The 17,688-nt window shown below is 56.5% G+C and carries 14 protein-coding genes; all 14 read right to left on the reverse strand.

Features of this window, described 5'->3' with window-relative positions; all coding sequences use genetic code 11:
• Positions 1 to 35 precede the first annotated feature (35 nt).
• The gene (locus tag BED41_RS10165) at positions 36 to 740 is read right to left on the reverse strand and encodes a FadR/GntR family transcriptional regulator (protein ID WP_066745610.1); all 705 of its coding nucleotides are present in this window, start codon (positions 738 to 740) and stop codon (positions 36 to 38) included.
• A gap of 343 nt (positions 741 to 1,083) precedes the next feature.
• Entirely contained in the window at positions 1,084 to 3,045 is a 1,962-nt protein-coding gene (locus tag BED41_RS10170; protein WP_066745613.1) for a sodium-translocating pyrophosphatase, read from the reverse strand.
• A gap of 225 nt (positions 3,046 to 3,270) precedes the next feature.
• On the reverse strand, positions 3,271 to 4,812 hold the full coding sequence (locus tag BED41_RS10175) for an acyl-CoA carboxylase subunit beta (protein ID WP_066745616.1): 1,542 nt from the start codon (positions 4,810 to 4,812) through the stop codon (positions 3,271 to 3,273).
• Positions 4,813 to 5,049: 237 nt separating this feature from the next.
• Positions 5,050 to 6,042, reverse strand: a complete 993-nt coding sequence (locus BED41_RS10180; protein WP_066745618.1) for an amidohydrolase family protein — start codon at positions 6,040 to 6,042, stop codon at positions 5,050 to 5,052.
• A gap of 55 nt (positions 6,043 to 6,097) precedes the next feature.
• The gene (locus tag BED41_RS10185) at positions 6,098 to 6,883 is read right to left on the reverse strand and encodes an enoyl-CoA hydratase-related protein (RefSeq protein ID WP_066745620.1); all 786 of its coding nucleotides are present in this window, start codon (positions 6,881 to 6,883) and stop codon (positions 6,098 to 6,100) included.
• Positions 6,884 to 6,992: 109 nt separating this feature from the next.
• Positions 6,993 to 8,177 carry a thiolase family protein gene (locus tag BED41_RS10190; RefSeq protein WP_066745622.1) on the reverse strand — a complete coding sequence of 395 codons (1,185 nt, stop codon included), beginning with the start codon at positions 8,175 to 8,177 and terminating at the stop codon, positions 6,993 to 6,995.
• 27 nt (positions 8,178 to 8,204) lie between these two features.
• The gene (locus BED41_RS10195; RefSeq protein ID WP_066745624.1) at positions 8,205 to 9,413 is read right to left on the reverse strand and encodes a CaiB/BaiF CoA transferase family protein; all 1,209 of its coding nucleotides are present in this window, start codon (positions 9,411 to 9,413) and stop codon (positions 8,205 to 8,207) included.
• 27 nt (positions 9,414 to 9,440) lie between these two features.
• Positions 9,441 to 9,893, reverse strand: a complete 453-nt coding sequence (locus tag BED41_RS10200; protein ID WP_066745627.1) for a cobalamin B12-binding domain-containing protein — start codon at positions 9,891 to 9,893, stop codon at positions 9,441 to 9,443.
• A gap of 16 nt (positions 9,894 to 9,909) precedes the next feature.
• Positions 9,910 to 11,508 carry an acyl-CoA mutase large subunit family protein gene (locus BED41_RS10205; protein WP_157102323.1) on the reverse strand — a complete coding sequence of 533 codons (1,599 nt, stop codon included), beginning with the start codon at positions 11,506 to 11,508 and terminating at the stop codon, positions 9,910 to 9,912.
• A gap of 39 nt (positions 11,509 to 11,547) precedes the next feature.
• Entirely contained in the window at positions 11,548 to 13,014 is a 1,467-nt protein-coding gene (locus tag BED41_RS10210; RefSeq protein ID WP_066745631.1) for an acyl CoA:acetate/3-ketoacid CoA transferase, read from the reverse strand.
• A 74-nt stretch (positions 13,015 to 13,088) separates the two neighbouring features.
• The gene (locus BED41_RS10215) at positions 13,089 to 14,042 is read right to left on the reverse strand and encodes a 2-keto-3-deoxygluconate permease (protein ID WP_066745633.1); all 954 of its coding nucleotides are present in this window, start codon (positions 14,040 to 14,042) and stop codon (positions 13,089 to 13,091) included.
• A gap of 95 nt (positions 14,043 to 14,137) precedes the next feature.
• Positions 14,138 to 15,241: an NADH:flavin oxidoreductase gene (locus BED41_RS10220; protein WP_066745635.1), complete on the reverse strand. Its 1,104-nt coding sequence runs from the start codon at positions 15,239 to 15,241 to the stop codon at positions 14,138 to 14,140.
• Positions 15,242 to 15,335: 94 nt separating this feature from the next.
• Positions 15,336 to 17,048 carry a (2,3-dihydroxybenzoyl)adenylate synthase gene (locus tag BED41_RS10225; protein WP_066745641.1) on the reverse strand — a complete coding sequence of 571 codons (1,713 nt, stop codon included), beginning with the start codon at positions 17,046 to 17,048 and terminating at the stop codon, positions 15,336 to 15,338.
• A gap of 218 nt (positions 17,049 to 17,266) precedes the next feature.
• Positions 17,267 to 17,686 (reverse strand): MarR family winged helix-turn-helix transcriptional regulator, encoded by a 420-nt coding sequence (locus BED41_RS10230; RefSeq protein WP_066745645.1) that lies wholly within the window; start codon positions 17,684 to 17,686, stop codon positions 17,267 to 17,269.
• Positions 17,687 to 17,688 lie beyond the last annotated feature (2 nt).

A 17,688-nucleotide genomic window follows, 5' to 3' on the forward strand; every position in this document is an offset into this window, starting at 1 on the left:
AGACAGCTTCCCATAACGCACAAAAAGTATCTTTATTATTTAATGTGTCTGGCGAGATGCTGTTCCGAAAAGAATCCCGCCTTCTGCGTGTCCCTCTCTTTTATCGCGGAGAGTATCTTGTGGTGGGCCTCAATGGTGGAGCCGAGCAGTCCGAGGTCCTCCTTGTACCGCCGCCACATATGGACGTCGGCCTTCGCGAGAAGCCCTTCGGTTATCGAGATTATATCTTCGTTATTGGTGGCCTCCGCGATGCCAAGATGAAAGGCGGCGTCAAGGTCGAGGAAATGCTGCACGTCGTTGGTCTCAAGCGCCCTCTGGGAATCGGCGATCAGCCCTTCGAGCTTTTTTATCTGCTCCGGCTCCGCGCGGCGCGCGGCCATCACCGCTACCGAGGGTTCGAGCGCCATCCTCGCCTCCAGCGCCTCAAAGGAGCCGTTGACATTCTCGGTATCTTCAAGAAATTTTTCCAAGATACCGCGCGGCGCTGATTTTCCGGACGGGGCGCTGCAGCTTACAAAGGTGCCTTCGCCGGGGATACGCTGGATGACATTCATGATCTCCAACGCCGAGAGCGCCTCGCGCACAGAGCTTCTGCTGATGTCCGTCTGCTTGACGATCTCAAATTCATTGGGGAGTTTGTCACCGGGCTTCAGCGTGCCGTCTTCGATGAGTTCGATAATTCTCTTGACGATGATCGCAGGCTTTTTTGTTGAATCTTGCTTGCTGAAGAAATCTCCCATGTGAACCTCCTCCATTTCTCGTATTATGTCTTTTGTTATATGTATGACATAGCTTATTATGTACACCTTTGCATATTTTGTCAACTGGTTATGCAATAATATTTAAGTAAAATATACGATGTTAAATCACCATCTTATCTCACAAAAAGTTAACACGCAGACACCGGCGCCGCCTTCGCGCCGCCTGCCCGCCCGCTTTAACCATTAGTGAACGTCCGCCGTTCAAAGGATTTGCCGCCCCCTCTCTTTAATAGGGAAAATCCCGCCGCGAATTAAAATGCGGCGGAATTTTCTCTGGCTTTAGTTTATCTTCTCACTGTGTGGGATGGGAAGTTTTACAGCCTTACAGTGCAAATAGAGGGGCAAGAACGGTGGCGACCACGGACATCAGCTTGATGAGGATGTTGAGGCTAGGACCCGCCGTATCTTTGAAGGGGTCTCCTACCGTGTCTCCAACTACCGCCGCCGCGTGCGGCGCCGTGCCTTTGCCTCCGAAGTGACCCGATTCTATGTATTTTTTCGCGTTGTCCCACGCTCCTCCGGAGTTGGACATGAAGATCGCCATCATTACTCCCGTCACTATCGATCCGCCAAGCATTCCTCCAAGCGCCGCCGCTCCAAGGAGGTAACCTACAAGCACCGGCGCAAGGACCGCCATGATTCCTGGAACGACCATTTCTCTTAAGGCCGCCGCCGTGGAGATGTCTACGCAGCGCTCGTATTCAGGACGTCCCGTTCCTTCCATGATTCCAGGGATTTCTCTGAATTGTCTTCTGACTTCTTCTATCATTTTTTCCGCCGCGCGGCTCACCGCCTGGATGGAGAGGGCGCTGAAGATGAAGGGCAGTAGTCCCCCGATGAAGAGGCCCACCATGACGTAGGGGTCTTTGAGGTCTATGGATTTGAGGTTGGTCGCCTCCGCGAAGGCTACGAAGAGCGCCAGCGCCGTCAGTGCCGCGGAGCCTATCGCAAGCCCTTTGCCTACCGCCGCCGTGGTGTTGCCTACCGCGTCAAGGTGGTCGGTGATTTCACGCACTTCTTCAGGGAGTTCCGCCATTTCCGCTATGCCTCCAGCGTTGTCCGCTATGGGGCCGTAGGCGTCAACTGAGAGCGCCATGCCGGTTATGGCCAGCATTCCCACCGCCGCGCAGGCGATTCCGTAGAGGCCGCCGAAGTAGACTCCCGCGATTATCGCGCAGCAGACGAGGATTACCGGCAGGGCCGTGGATTTCATTCCCACTCCGAGTCCCGCGAGGATGTTGGTCGCCGCTCCCGTCTCAGAGGCGGAGGCTATTTCTTTGACGCTCGGGTAGTCTCCCGAGGTGTAGTATTCTGTCGCCGCTCCGATGAGAAGTCCGGAGACGACTCCCGAGAGAACGGCGTAGAAGAGGGTTAGGTCGCCGCCGAATATCCAGTTGGTGAGGAAGTAGGTGCCGACGAGCATGAAGAGCCCCGTGGAGCCAAGGCCGTAGCGAAGGGCTTTCGCAGGGTATCCTCCCTCTTTGACGCGCACGAAGAAGGTTCCGAGTATCGATGCGATTATTCCGATTGCCGCAAGCATGAGCGGGTAGATGACTCCCGTGGCTTCAAGGGTTATGGCTCCTATGGCCATGGCCGCTATTATGGAGTTGACGTAGGATTCGAAGAGGTCCGCTCCCATTCCCGCGATGTCTCCTACGTTGTCTCCAACGTTGTCCGCGATGACAGCAGGGTTGCGCGGGTCGTCTTCGGGGATTCCGGCCTCTACTTTACCTACAAGGTCCGCTCCCACGTCGGCCGCTTTGGTGTAGATGCCGCCGCCGACTCGCGCGAAGAGCGCTATGGAGCTCGCTCCGAATCCAAAGGCCGTTATGGTGTCCGGGCTCTGGAAGAGGAAGTACATGGCCACCACTCCGATGAGCCCAACTCCGACTACCGTCATGCCCATGACGCTGCCGCCCATGAAGGCGATTGTGAGGGCGTCGTTCATGCCGTGCATAGCCGCGAAGGCCGTCTTACCGTTGGATTTGGTCGCCACTTTCATGCCGACGTAGCCCGTGAAGGCGCTGCATATCGCGCCGCAGACGAAGCAGATGGCGCTCGGTACGCTTATTTTCCACGCCAGAAGCGCCGCTACTATAATGACGAAGGGTACAAGCGCCTTGTACTCTCTGTAAAGGAACGCCATCGCTCCTCCCTGAATGATTCCGGATAGTTCGTTTACACGGTCGTTTTCTACTTTGAACGCCGTGATTTTGCCCGACGCATATGCCGCGAACAGCAATGCGATTACTCCTATGCCTCCTGCAATGGTTAAGATATTCATCTTATGTGCGCCTCCTTGATATTTTTGTACATAAAGACTGCGCACCGGCCTGTCCGCCGGTGCACAGAGACTGTTCTTTATTATGCGCCGAACATATTCCGATCCTGCTTAAGGCATTCGGCGGCTCCGTAATGTCTTTGCCGGCCCCTCATAAATCTCATGGAGCTGATTCAAAAGAGAAGCGCGCCGCCCGCGCCCTGCCGCAAAGATTCCCGCGTACCCCGCCTAGAGGGGAATATTCCCATGCTTGCGCGCGGGGCGTTCTTTTTTTCTGCCCCAGAACATACGCAGCGTCTGAATGATCTTGATTCTCGATTCAGCCGGCTCGATAACGTCCTCGAATTTTCCAAGCTCGGCGGAACGGTAGGGATTTAAAAATTCCGTTTCGTACGCCTGTTTGTACATCTCCCTGGCCGCGGCCGGATCGGCGGCCTGCTCTATCTCGTTTTTATAAAGTACCTCAACGGCTGCGTCCGCGCCGACCACGGCGCGCTCGCAGCTCGGCCAGGCGATGACGAAGTCGGCCTTCATGTCTATGCTGCACATCGCCGGTGTGGCGCCGCCGTAAGACTTTCTGATCGGCATGATGATCTTGGGGACGGTCGCCTCCGCCCATGCGTAGAGCAGTTTCGCCCCGTGTCTGATGATGCCGTCATGTTCCTGGTTGACTCCCGGCAGATATCCCGGTACGTCTACGATCGACAGAAGCGGGATATTGAAGGCGTCGCAGGTCCGGATAAAGCGCGCCGCCTTGCAGGAGGCGTTGATGTCAAGGCAGCCGGCCATGCAGCTGGTCTGATTGGCGACGACGCCGACCGGCATACCGCCCATACGAATGAACCCGACTATGATGTTGCGGGCATAGAGCGGGGAAATTTCAAAAAAGAAATTATTGTCGGCAATTTTTGTAATGACGGCCTTCATATCGTAAGCTTTGCGCTTACTGTCGGGAATAATATCATTGAGCTCTTCTATCCGGCGTGAAACGTCGTCGTTATTTGGACAGACCGGCGGAAGCTGCTGGCAGTTATCGGGGAAAAAGCTCAGCAGACATTTGATCTGTTCGATGCAGTCATAGTCGTCCCTCGCCATCAGATGAGAGAGTCCTGATTTGGTGCTGTGCGTCGTCGCGCCGCCCAGAGTTTCGAAGTCCACGACCTCGCCGGTAACCTCTTTGATGACGGCGGGGCCGGTGATAAAGGCTTTGCTGGTCTTGTCCACCATGATGATGAAATCGTTGAGGGCGGGGGAATAAGAGGCGCCGCCCGCGCAGCTGCCCATGAGGGCTGAAATCTGGGGAATGACTCCCGAGGCTGTCACGTTGTTATAAAAGATAGTGCCGTAGACCGAGGCTCCCGGCCCCTCCTGAAGTCTGCCGCCGCCGGAATCATTGAGCCCGATAATGGGGACCCCGACCTCCAGCGCCAGCTCCTGCATTCTGGCAAGCTTTAATCCGTGCATTTCACCCATCGAACCTCCCAGAACGGTGGCGTCCTGAGCGTAGGCAAAAGCCTTTCTGCCGTTGATAAGCCCATGTCCCGTGACGATCCCGTCCGCCGGAGCGTCGACTTTATCCATGCCGAACCGCGTCGCTCTGGGTTTTACGAACATGTTGTATTCTACAAAGGTGCCGGGATCAAACAGCAGGTTGATTCTCTCGCGCGCCGTCAGCTTGCCCTTGATGTGCTGCCTGTTAATTTTTTCCTGTCCGCCCTGAAGCAAAATATGCGCCTTTTTATCGAGCATGGTTTGAAGCTTTTGATTCATACGACCATTCCCCCCTAAACTTTGATTTTCTCGGATGGCTGCCGACATCACCCTCTTTCGCCAGCTGCGCAAACGGCTGTGGACGTGAACGGCGTTAAGTGCCACGTAGAACGTGAATCTTACAGTATAGTCATCAGCGTTCTACGTGGTAAAAAATTATAGCTGGAATTTCCTAAACGAAATTGCCCTTAATGAGCTTCGCCGCAGTCCGTCCGCGCGGAGAAACCCACTGCCCTCTTAGACTAATCCCTTCCAGGGGCTCAGGTCCAGCCCGCACTTCTCAAATCTTTCGCCGAGGAAGTTAAGGGCGTTCTTATACATGACCTTTTCCATGATACCGGGTCTGAGATCCAGCTCTTCCCACTGCTTGAGGATTTCGCTGAGTTTGAACACACCCCACTCGGAACCGAAGATGAACTTGTCCTGCAGACGTCTGTTCATGTCGTAGGTCATGCACTGCGGGAAATATTTGGGCCACATTCCGGAGGTCTCGCGCATCACGTTCGCCTTGTGCATCGCAACGTGGTTGATGACTTCCGGCCACGGCTCGCCGACGTGCAGGGCGATAATTTTCAGGTTCGGGAAGTCCGCGGCGACTTCGTCGACGTCAAGAGGCTGGCAGTAGCTCATGCTGTAAAGTCCGTCTCCGCCGGGAGCGCCGCTGCCCATTCCCGTATAGCCGATGTGGAACTGTACCGGCGCTCCAAGCTGCTGGCAAAGGTCCCACAGGGGGTAGAAACGCCTGTCGTTGACGCGGAATTTCTGCGTGCACTGCTGGAACTTTAGACCGATCAGCTTCAGTTCGGTGATGGCTCTCTCCGCTTCGTGGAGAGCCTCCTGGCCCTGCCAGGGATCGACCGAGCCCCAGGCGCCGAAAAAGGCGTCAGGGAATTCCTGCCACAGACCGTAAACGAAATCGTTGCTGGTGGGCGGTTCGCCCATGCCGCTCGTCGCGTCCCAGCCGACCGGCTGCATCTTCACGCCGTGGGCGAGGGCGTCGTTCGCCATTACTTCTCTGCTGGTCTCGTCAAACTCCGCTTTCAGATCGTCCAGAGTGCCCTTGCCGGACTTGCCGACCCAGTTGGGCTGTGTGTATTTTCTAGAGGCCAGCATGGCCTTCATTGCGGGCGGATATCCGCCCTTAATAAAGGGATGCGCGTGGACGTCGATAATATGGTAACCTCTCTCTTCAAGAGTTTTTGGGGTTCTGTCTCCCTGAGGCTGTGCCATGACTTATACTCTCCTTCCAAAATTGTAATGTCCAAGCGATGGAAGCTCGAACAAATTAACGGTATTGGGCGATGTCAGGATCTCTCTTTTCGCTGAAAGCCCTGCTGCATTCCTTCGCTTCGTCCGTGTTGAAATACATGCCCAACGCGACGCCAGCCATGGACTGAATGCCCCAGACGGAGGCAGAATCAGCGTTGAAGGACATCTTCAGTGCCGCCAGAGAGGTCGGGCTGGATTTAACAATAGTGTCGACCCATTTGTCCGTCTCGGCCATCAGCTCTTCCGGCGGGACCACGGCGTTGACCAGCCCCATCTGCAGACACTCTTCCGCGGTGTATTTCCGGCACAGGTACCAGAATTCCCTGGCCTTTTTCTCGCCGACTATGCGGGAGAGATAGGCGCTGCCGTATCCGGCGTCAAAGCTTCCAACCTTGGGGCCTACCTGGCCGAACTTGGCGGTAGAGGCGGCGATTGTAAGGTCGCAGACCACCTGGATAACGTGGCCGCCGCCGATCGCATAGCCGTTGACTGCCGCTATCACCGGCTTGGGAATCGTGCGGATGATATGCAGGAGCTGGGCGAACAGGCTGGGCATCGGCAGCTTTTCAATGGGCTGAGCCTCTGCATCCGTCTCGCCGGGAGTGCCTCCGATCGTAAACGCGCGGCTCCCCGCCGCCGTAAGGATAACAGCCCCGACCTCCTTGTCTGTCCACGCGCTTTGAAACGCAGTAATCATCTCGCTCAAAGTATGATTGGTGAACATATTCATATTGTCAGGCCTGTTAATGGTTATTTTCGCCCGGTTATTATACTTTTCATACAGTATATCCTGAAATTCCATATTTGCCGCAGCCTCCTTATTTATTGCCGATGGCGGATGTTTTGCCGCCGCCTGACGCGGCCCCTGCCGGTCCGCAACCGCAAAACATCCACATGGATCGAAAGAGTGATTAGACTTTGATTATAAAGGCTTCGCTCTCGCCGACGCCGCCGCAGATCGTGCAGAGGCCGTATCCGCCGCCGCGGCGCTGGAGTTCGTAGGCCATCGTCATTACGAGGCGTCCGCCGGTGGCTCCCGTCGGGTGGCCGATGGCGATTGCGCCGCCGTTGATGTTCGTCTTGGCGCGGATCGCCTCGACCTTCGCTGGGTCCTCTTCTCCAAGCAGTATCGTGGAGGCGAGGGGCATAACAGCAAAGGCTTCGTTGATCTCAATGATATCCATCTGGTCGATCGTCATGCCGGCTTTGGCAAGCACCTTCTGTGCGGCGAAGGCCGGAATTGTCGCAATGTATTTGGGGTGTCCAGAGGCCTGGGCGTGGGCTACGATCGTCGCCAGAGGCTTCAGCCCGCGGCGCGCCGCTTCGCTTTCGCTCATGAGCACGAGCGCGCTGGCTCCAGTGTTAAGTCCGGGGGCGTTGCCCGCGGTGACGGTCGGGCTCTGGTTGACGGTCTTGAGCTTCGCGAGCCCTTCAAGCGTCGTGTCGGGGCGCGGCGACTGGTCTTCGGAGATCACGACGTCGCCCTTTTTGGTGTGAAGGACGTAGGGCTTTATCTCGTCCTTGAATTTACCGGCCTTGAAGGCCTCCTGGTAGAGCATCTGGCTGCGGTAGGCCCATTCGTCCTGCATTTCGCGGCTGATGCCGTACTGGAGAGCGACCTCTCCCGCCTGCTTCGCGCGCGGTTCACCGGTGTAGGGGCAGGACACGACCATGATGTCTTTGAGGACGATGTCGCCGAGACGCTTTCCCCAGCGCAGGTCTTCCACGAAGTAGGGGACGTTGCTCATGTTTTCCGAGCCGCCGCCCACCGTTACCTTGGCGTCGCCGAGTTCGATCGCGCGTTTCGCCATCGCGATGGCTACCATCGACGAGCAGCAGGCGCGGTCGACGGTGGTCGAGTTCGCTTCGGGCGGCATGCCCGAGGCAAGCGATATCTGACGGGCGATCGAGCGGTTCGCCGTGGGCATGTTGATGCCGATGTATGTCTCTTCAACGTCCGCGGGATCGACCGCGGCGCGCTCCATGGCCTCTTTTACGACGAAAGATCCGAGGGCTACCGTGTTTTCGCCCTTCATCGGGCCGCCGAATTTATCGAACGGCGTACGTACTGCGGATACTATGACTACCTTTTCCATATCTGTCACCCTTCTCTCTTTTATCTCTTATATGACCTTTTTGTCGTGCAGCTCGGCGATGCGCTCGTCCGAGTATCCAAGTTTTTTCAGCACTTCGTCCGTATCGGCGCCAAGATCCGGCAGCGCGCTGTAGGATGTCTCATGCTCTTCCATCTTGATCGGGCAGCCGACGACGGTGAGCTCTCCGACGACGGGATCGGGTATTTTAACGAGCATCTCGCGCTTTTTGGTGTGCTCGTCATGGGCGACGTCCTCGGCGTTCTGTACCGGTCCGCATGGAAGTCCCTGGGCCATGAATATCTCGCAGGCCTCTATCTTCGTCTTATCGGCAAGCCATTCGTTGATGACCGGACGGATGAGGGTCTCCATGTGAGCGCCGCGTCCGGGGCCGGACTGGATGTCTGGGTTGTCAAGCAGCTCCAGGTGGCCGATGGCGGTGAGGAACTTCTTCCACATCGACTCCGTGGGAACGATGATCGCTACGTAGCCGTCCTTGCACTTGAAGGGGCCCCAGGGGGCGATAAGCTTGTCCGGGCCGCGCGACACGACGTTGCCGGTGAAGGCGTAAACGTTGTGCGAACGCTCGGCGAGGGCGATCATGCAGTCATACATCGAAACGTCGAAGTACTCGCCCTTGCCGGTACGCAGCTTGTTGATGTATCCGAGCATCGCCGCGTAAGCCGCGTAGACGCCGGTGCCGGAGTCACCGAGGGCGAAGCCGAGCCAGGTCGGCGGTCCCTGGGGATCGCTGCCGCAGGTGTGCATGAGTCCCGCCATCGCCTGGGCGATGATGTCATAGGCTAGACGCTTCGCATAGGGCCCCTCGTACTTCTTTGAACGTCCGAAGCCGCTGATGGCTACGTAGATGACGCCGGGATTGACCTCTTTGATCTTCTCGTAGGTGAAGCCCAGCTTGTCCATCAGCCCCGGCTTCACGTTCTCGATTATTATTTCGGTATCTTTGATAAGGTCCCAGAGAACGGCCTGTCCCTCCGGCGACTGCATATCGATCGTCACGCTCTTTTTGCTGCGGTTGAAGCGCGCGAAGTATCCGCTCTGCGCCTCTCCTTTGTCATTCTTGAGCATCGGCGCCATCTCGCGCGCGGTGTCTCCGCTTCCGGGGCGTTCGACCTTAATGACCTCCGCTCCCTGGTCGGCGAGCATCATTGTGCAGGTCGGTCCCGCGACCTGCTGCTCTATGCCAAGTACCTTAACTCCTTCAAGTATCCCTGCCATGTAAGTGCCTCCTTTAATATTCTTCTTTTATATATTTGAAGCTTTGTTCGCCATATCAGAGAGCGCCTGCTCGGCCATCTCCTCGGCCTTCGCGAGCGCCACCTGCTCAAAGGTGAATTCGGTGACCTCGTCGAGCCTGGTGCCGGGGCCAAATACGCCGCTGACGCCCTTTTCCATGAGTCCGGGAATGTCCTGCTGCGGAATGATGCCGCCGAGGATGAATACCGTATTCTCCATTCCCTCTTTCGCCTTTACCTTGTCTATCACCTTCGGCATCAGCGTGTTGTGCGCGCCGGAGAGAAGGCTCACTCCCACGACATCCACCTTTTCTTTTGCCGCTATCTCCGCTATCTCGTCGGGCGTCGCCTGCAGGCCGGTGTAAATGACCTCCGCTCCGGCCTCTTCAAAGGCGCGCGCGACCACCTTCGCGCCGCGGTCGTGGCCGTCAAGGCCGGGTTTTGAAATCAGAACTTTTACCATAACGCAGCCTCCTTCCTTAATAGATCTTCATCGGTGTATACTTGCCGTAGACCTCTTTGAGCACGCCGCATATCTCGCCGAGCGTCGCGTAGGCGCTCACCGCTTCGATCATGTACTCACCGAGGTTCTCGTCGTTCCGGGCCGCCTTCTCCACCGCCGCGAGGGCGCGCTTCACCCTTTCGTTGTCGCGTTCCGCCTTCAGCTTGTTGATCTTCGCCGTTTGCTTGATCGCGACATCTTCAGGAACCGTGAACTGAGCCGGCTCTATGGGCTTGCCGTCCTTAAATTCATTGACGCCCACGACGATGCGTTCTTTGTGGTCCACGCTCTTCTGATACTTGTATGCGTTGTCCGCCAGCATCTTCTGCTGGAAGCCTTCCTCAATACATTTCATTGCCCCGCCCTTTTTCTCTATCGTGTCGAGCAGGTCGAGGACCTCTTTCTCTATGGCGTTCGTGAGGGCCTCTACCGCGAAGGAACCTCCAAGGGGGTCCACCGTCTCCGTCAGCCCGGACTCATAGCCTACGATCTGCTGCGTGCGCAGCGATACCGTCACGGCCTCCTGCGTGGGCAGGGAGATCGCCTCGTCGTAGGAGGAGGCGTGGAAGGTCTGAATACCGCCCGCCGCCGCAGCCATCGTCTGAATGGCGACGCGAACGATATTGTTGATCGGCTGTTCCGCCGTCAGGGCCGAGCCGCTTGTGAAGGCAAATATCTTCAGGCGCTGCGGCTCTTCTTCTGTTACGTGGTAGCGTTCCTTCATGATCCGCGCGTACAGACGGCGCGCGGCGCGGTACTTCGCTACCTCCTCCAGGAAGTCCATCTGTGCGCCGAGGAAGAAGTAGCTGTTCGCCGTGGCCGCGACGATGTCAACTCCCCGCTTCACAGCGGCGTCGTAGTATTCGATCATGTCCGCCAGCGTGAACGCCAGCTCCATCGCCGCGGTGGCTCCGGCGTCCCGGATGTGGTAGCCGGAGACGGCGATGGGCGTCCAGTGGGGAAGGTGCTTCCCGCAGTATTCCAGCACGTCAACGGAGAGCTTGACGCCGGCCGCGGGCGGGAAGATGTAGGTGCCGCGGCACATATATTCTTTAAGGATGTCGTTCTGAAGGAAAAATCCGATTGTGTTGGGATCGATGTTGTTTTTCTTCGCGAAGGCGACGTAGAAGGCGAGCATAATTATCGAGTTGGCGTTCGCCGTCGTACGTATCTGGCGTACCTTCTCGAAGGGGATCCCCTTGAAGAGCGCCTCGATGTCAGCCAGAGAGTCTATAGCGACTCCCACCTTTCCGACCTCGCCCTCCGACATCGGGTCGTCGGAGTCGTAGCCCATCTGCGTCGGCAGGTCCAGAGCGACAGAGAAGCCGGTGCCGCCCTGTTCAATGATGTAGCGGAAGCGTTTGTTGGCCTCCTCCGCGGAGGCAAACCCCGCGTACTGCCCCATCGTCCACAGGCGGCCGTCGCGGTACATCTCCTCGCGAATACCGCGCGTAAACGGATAGTGACCGGGATCGCCGAGCTGCGCCCTCAGATCTTCACCCTTTATATCCTCTTCGGTGTAGACCCTTTTAAGCTCATATCCGGAAAGTGTGGTATGTTTCTTCTCTTCAGCCATTCTTATTACCCCTTTCACCTATTTTTCTATAATTCTGCCTTATTGATTCTCAAAGCTTATTTTCATCTTTTTGTCGTGGAATATCCGTTCGTCCATAAGCCGCAGCCCGTCAGATACCCGCGGCCGGAATTCCATTCTGGCGAGGATGTCCCGCTCCAGATCGACGCCGGGCGCTATCTCCGTCAGCGTAACGCCCTCTTTTTCGAGCCTGAAGACAGCCCGTTCCGTTATATAAAGCACCTGCTGACCCTTTTCCGCTGCGCAGAGTGAGGAAAAGGTAACCTGCTGCACATGTTTTTTAAACTTGATCCCGGGAGCGTCTCTCTCTATCTCGAGCCTGCCGCCGCCAATCCGGCATTCTATCGGCCCCGCGGTGAAGGTCCCAAGGAAACAGACCTTCCGCGTACTCTGCGTGATGTTTATAAAACCGCCCGGTCCCGTGCAGCGCGAACCGAATTTCGAGACGTTCACGTTGCCCGCTTCGTCCACCTCGCCCATTCCGAGAAAGGCCGCGTCAAGCGCGCCGCCGTCGTAAATGTCGAAGTTATCCGTTATCGAAAGGATCGCGTCGGGATTCACCGCCGCCCCCAGGCCGATACCGAGGTTGACAAGCCCACCGGCCTTTATCTCGAGCGCCGCCCGCCGGCCGCATATCTTGCGCGGCGAGAGCGCCATCGGCGGCACCATATCGAGCTGCATCCTCACGTCGCCGATAAGCTCGGGGCGGAAGAGCGAGCCGTCGTAACACTGGAGATGATTTTCCGGCTTCGCCTGCACCACGTAATCGACGAGGGCTCCGGGGATCGCCACTCGCCGCGGGTCGAGCGCGCCGCGCTTAAAGACGTTCTTTACCTGCACGATGACCGTACCGCCGCCGTTGTGAACCGCCGCGGCCATCGCCGCCTGTTCGCTGTACAGGGCCTCCTCTTCAAGCGAGATGTTGCCGTACTCATCGGCGTAGCTGCCGCGGATGATACAGACATCGATGGGGAAGCTTCTGTAGAAGAGGTATTCCTCACCTTCGAAGTCGATCAGCGAGACTACCTCCCTGCCGGACTCTTCCGCCAAGCGGTTCATCAGGCATCCCTCAAGGCGCGGATCGCAAAAGGTGTGCAGGCCGACCTTCGTCATCACGCCGGGCTTGCCGGCGGCGATCGCCCTCAGAAGCTCCCCATAAACCCCGAGAGGCACGGTATAACCGGCGATCTCGCTGCCGCTCACGGCCCTGCCAATCGCGGGAGACATCCCGACATGGGCCGCGTATATGGAAGAGATGATCCCAGGAGCCTTGATTATGCTGAGGCCGTAACCCTCTTCCCTGAGGTCTCCGGGGGAGACGCCGGATACGACGTGCAGCCCCTTCGGGCTTCCGTGGGCAGAAAAAGACTTCGCCATCTCGCAAAGTATCTCGTCGGGAGCGGAAAAACCGCCGAAACCGCCGATACCGATCACCGAATTATCTCTAATTAGTGATATTACATTAGCAGATGATATGATTTTGCCCATCTTTCCTCACCCCGCACCTTTTTATATTTTCCCGCCGCCGGAATGCGGCGGGAAAATATAAACATTAGATTTAGTTAGCTCTTCGCCGCCGCGCCGCTGCCAAACTTGTCTACCACAAATTTGGTGATATATGGAAAGACGAAGATACAAAAGACCAGCGTCACCGCCATCTGTGCCGTCGCCGACTCCACATAGGGCTGATACTGCGGCAGACGCTCGCCGATGATCCTCGGCGCCACCACCGAGAGGCCGCCCAAACAGGTGGCTCCCACAGCGGCGTATCCGGGCCGTTTAAGAATAAGTCTGTCCGCGGCTATCATTATCGGCAGGAAGATGCAGACGATAAGCCCGATAAGTAGAATATTCGCGGTTCCGGCCTGAGATAGCGCCTTGAGGTTTATGCTCGCGCCAAGGCAGCAGCCCAGAAAAAAGAGCACCACTGGCGTCGCCGTAGAGAAGAGTTTGCGGATCTTCTCATCGGAATTGGCGAGGACCATGCCGAGAACGAACGGAACGAGCGAGGCAATGGCGCTCATATAGTCAAATCCCGTACCGTCGGCCATGCCGAGGATCACCAGAGGCGTGGCGGGAACGGCGATCAGATTGAGGACCCCCATCGCCGCCTTATCGACGTTGTCTCCATAGGACTGCATCAGCCCCGCGTAGACGCCGGGGTTGCAGCTGGCGAGGGAGATCGTAATCGCCAATGCGGAGGCTCCGCAGATCCCGCCGATGCCAAAAAATTTCAGCGTCAGCCAGGCGCCCGTAAAGGCTACCGCCAGACGTACTACGACCAGCAGACCGCCGCGCGCGCATACCGCGCCAAGGTCGCTGTATTTCGTCTGACTGCCCGCGACAAAGAGCAGCATACCGATGGTCGCCATCGCGCCTGCCCCGCTGAAAGCCGCGGTGGTGGGGCCGCCTATCTTGAGCGCCGCCGGAATAAAGGTATTGATCAGCGCGGTGATGAACATCGGTACGACCATGATGCCGCCAGGTACTTTATTGACCTTGCCTAGAATATCCATAGCCTGCCTCCAATCTCTCTTTTAATGCCTCTTAATTTGCGAAACTTGGCAAATCCCGGCGCGCGTTTTCAAGAAAAACGCGCGCCGGAGGCACGCTAATTCCGGCCGGCCGCGTTACGTTCGGCCACTTTATCGGCGATCACGCAGTTGACTGCTTCGTGCTTCTGGTCGCGGACAAGGCAGCCGTTGCAGTAGAGGCACTTTATTATCTCTTTTTCGCGTCCCTCCACCTGCTTCGTGATCCATTCGGGATCGGCGAGCGCGGGACGGCAGATACCGATGAGGTCGGCCTTGCCTGCTTCAAATATCTCTTCTCCATGCTTGAGGTCCTTGACCTTGCCGGAGACGACGACGGGAATGTCGGAACCGATCTCACGCAGCGCCTCTTTGATGCCGGCGGAGAGATAGACATGGCAGCCATAGGGCAGGTTGGCCGTCGCCATGCAGCGGCTTCCGCTGTAACCGGTGTACCACGGGCCGTCTTCTGTCTTGCCGCCCGCCGATACGCTGATGAAGTCCATGCCGGCGCGCGCGAATATCTGCGCGATCTCCGTCGTCTGCTTCAGCGTGTTGCCGCCCATAACAAACTCTTCGCCGGAGATGCGGCAGCCGACACAGTAATCGTCGCCAACCTCTTTGCGGATGCCCTCCATGATCTCCGTAACGATGCGGCAGCGGCCCTCTGTGTTGCGTCCGTACTTGTCGGTGCGCTTATTGAGCAGGGAGATAAATGATGAAAGCGTATATCCATGGGCCACGTGCAGCTCCACACCGTCAAAACCGGCCTTCCTGGCTCTGATGGTGCTGTCTATAAACTGGCGTTTGCACTCTTCGATATCTTCGTAGGAAAGATCTTCGACGGCCTGTTTCCAGCCCGTGCGAACCGACTGCTTCACATAATGGATGAGCTGGACGGTCATCTTGCAGCCCTCGGCGTGCACGGCGTCCGTCATCTCTTTGAGTCCGGGGATAAACTTATCGTCGCAGATACGGAGGAGGTTGGGACTCTTCCTGTCAAGCACACCGCAGGCCTCAACGTCGATGAGACCAAAGCCGCCCTTCGCGCGCGCCACATGGCGCTCGATCAGCGGGTCGGTGACGAAGCCCACCTCGTCGGCGAGGCAGGATACGGCGGGAAGCCATACAAGGCGATTTCTGAGTTCGAGGTTTCTAAATTTTACGGGCTCTAATATTTTCATGGATTCATTCCTCCAAATTTTTATATAGGGGGTGTGAAGGGCTTGAATAGCCCTTCACGCGTTTTATGGGTGGCCGGACAGGGAAGTATCCGGGTTATGCCTTATTTTTTTCCTCTTCCGCCATTATCGCGTATATCTCAACGCGCAGCTCCTCTTTCTTGACCTTGCCGATATTCGTATGCGGCAGATCGTCGCGGATCTCGAGGCGCTCCGGAAGCTTGAACTTCGCGAGCTTGCCGGAGAGGAATTCCACTATTTCCTTCAGCGTGATTGTGTCGCCCGGGTTCCTCATTGAAACGAAGAGACAGGCCTTTTCACCAAGCACGTGGTCGGGCATCGGGACGAGCGCCGCGTCATGGATTTTTTCATGCTTCAGGACGAGGTTCTCCACCTCTTCGCAGCTGAACTTCTCGCCGCCGCGGTTGATCGCGTCCTTGATGCGTCCCATGATGACGAAGCCTTTGCCGCTGGCGTGCATCGCAGCCAGGTCTCCCGAGCGGTAGAAACCGTCCTCCGTGAAGGCCTTCTTATTGTGGTCGGGGGCGTCATAGTAACCGCGTATCGTATATGGACCGCGGAAGATTATCTCGCCGGGACGCTCCGTTTCGCCGCGGAACCGCGCGCTGCCGTCGTGTACGCTCTCCGCGATCAGCTCGCCGGTGTCCTTGTCGATAATCTTCCATTCGTCGGCGGGAGAGACCGGAAGCCCGATCGTATTATAGGTGACTTCGTCGCTGTCAAAGAGGCTGGTCTGCGTGATGGTGCCTTCGGACATGCCAAACTGTGAGATCAGGCGGCAGCCAAGCTCCGGATATACACGGGCGGCAACGACCGGTTCGATCTTGGAGCCGCCGTTGATGACGATCTTCCACGACGAGAGGTCGTACTTGCTCCTGTCTTCAAAGTTAAGCATATTTATGACCATCGCCGGAACCATGGGGATGTGTGTGATCTTTTCTTTCTCGATCAGTTTGCAGATATCCTCCGTGCGCGGCGAGGTGCCCATAACGACCTTGCCGCCGAAGGAGAAGGCTCCCTGGATTCCAGGGGCCGCGAGGACCATGTTGTGCGCTACGGGGGCCACCGCGAGCTGCACCGTGTACATGTTATATCCAAGTTCGCGGCTCGACTCCTCCGCTACGTAGCGGTAGGCGTTGTATTCGCGTGGGATGAGCTTCGGGATGCCCGTAGTGCCGCCGGAAAGCAGCAGAATGCAGACGTCGTGCGGGTCGGGCAGATATTTTTTCAGCAGTTCCGGGTCGTCCTCACCATCGGCGGGAACGGCGAGAAGATCGTTGATATAAAGGTATCCTTCCGGGATCTCCTGGTTGAGTCCCGCGATCATCTTATATTTCATATAGGGCAGCTCGGCGGCCACCTGATCGACCAACTCCACGTAGTTAAATTTATTCGCAAAACCTGGTATAATGTAGCCGACCGCTTTTGCCTTTGCCGCGATCTGCGATATCTCCGTATATCTGTGCTGGGCCAAGCACATTACGGGAATGACGCCGATCTTCTGCAGAGCGAGGTAGATAAATACAAACTCGGGTATGTTTGTCAGCTGAATGACTATACGGTCTTCATGCTTAAGCCCCATCTTCAGGAAGTGCAGGGCAAGACGGTCTGAACCTTTTTTAAGCTCCCCGTAGGTGAAGCGCTGTTCTCCGCCTACGAGGGCTTCACGATCCCAGAAACGTTCCGCAATGTTATCGAAAACCTGTGAGAAGTTCTCTCTCTTCCAGTAGCCTTTCTCTTCGTAAGACTTTGCAAGTTCGGGTTGATAAGCGGTCCAATGTTCTAGCATAATTCCCCTCCGTTCGAATAAATGGTACATCTGTTTCTCAGTAGTTGTGTGTGGTTTTTGTAGCCTGTGAAAAATTTCATTTATTAGGTCAACAAAAAACGGGGGTCACTGCATCACCTCTCATTTTATTTATTTTTAGGCAAACAACAACTGCGGCAGTATCACTAATTAGTGATATTACTACAAACAAAAAACTTAAAAGCCGTTAAGCCTCTTTTTTATCGTAATTTCTTCAGTATAGAGACGACCTGTTCTTTCTCTTCCGTCGTCAGTTTTGAAAAAGCCTCGGCAAGGTTGGACATATGTTTAGCGAAGGTAACGTCCATCAGTTCCTTGCCCTCTTGAGTTATTCCAATAAGATAAGAGCGCCTGTCGTTCGGATTATCACGGCGGTAAACGAGCTTCATCAGCTCCAGATTCCTCACCACCACCGTGATGTTGCCGCTGCTTGAGAGAACTTTGTCGATTATCTGCTGTATCGTCTGTTCTCCTCTGCTGTACAAAAGCTCCAGCACTGTAAACTGCGGCAGAGTCAGCCCCTTCTCACGGAACAGCTCGTTAGATCTCCGGTGCGCGTTGCGATAGGTCCTTCCAAGCGCGATGATGAGTTTGCCGTTTAATCTGTCCTTGGAGTCCATCT

Source organism: Cloacibacillus porcorum, assembly GCF_001701045.1.
Taxonomy (GTDB): Bacteria; Synergistota; Synergistia; order Synergistales; family Synergistaceae; genus Cloacibacillus; species Cloacibacillus porcorum.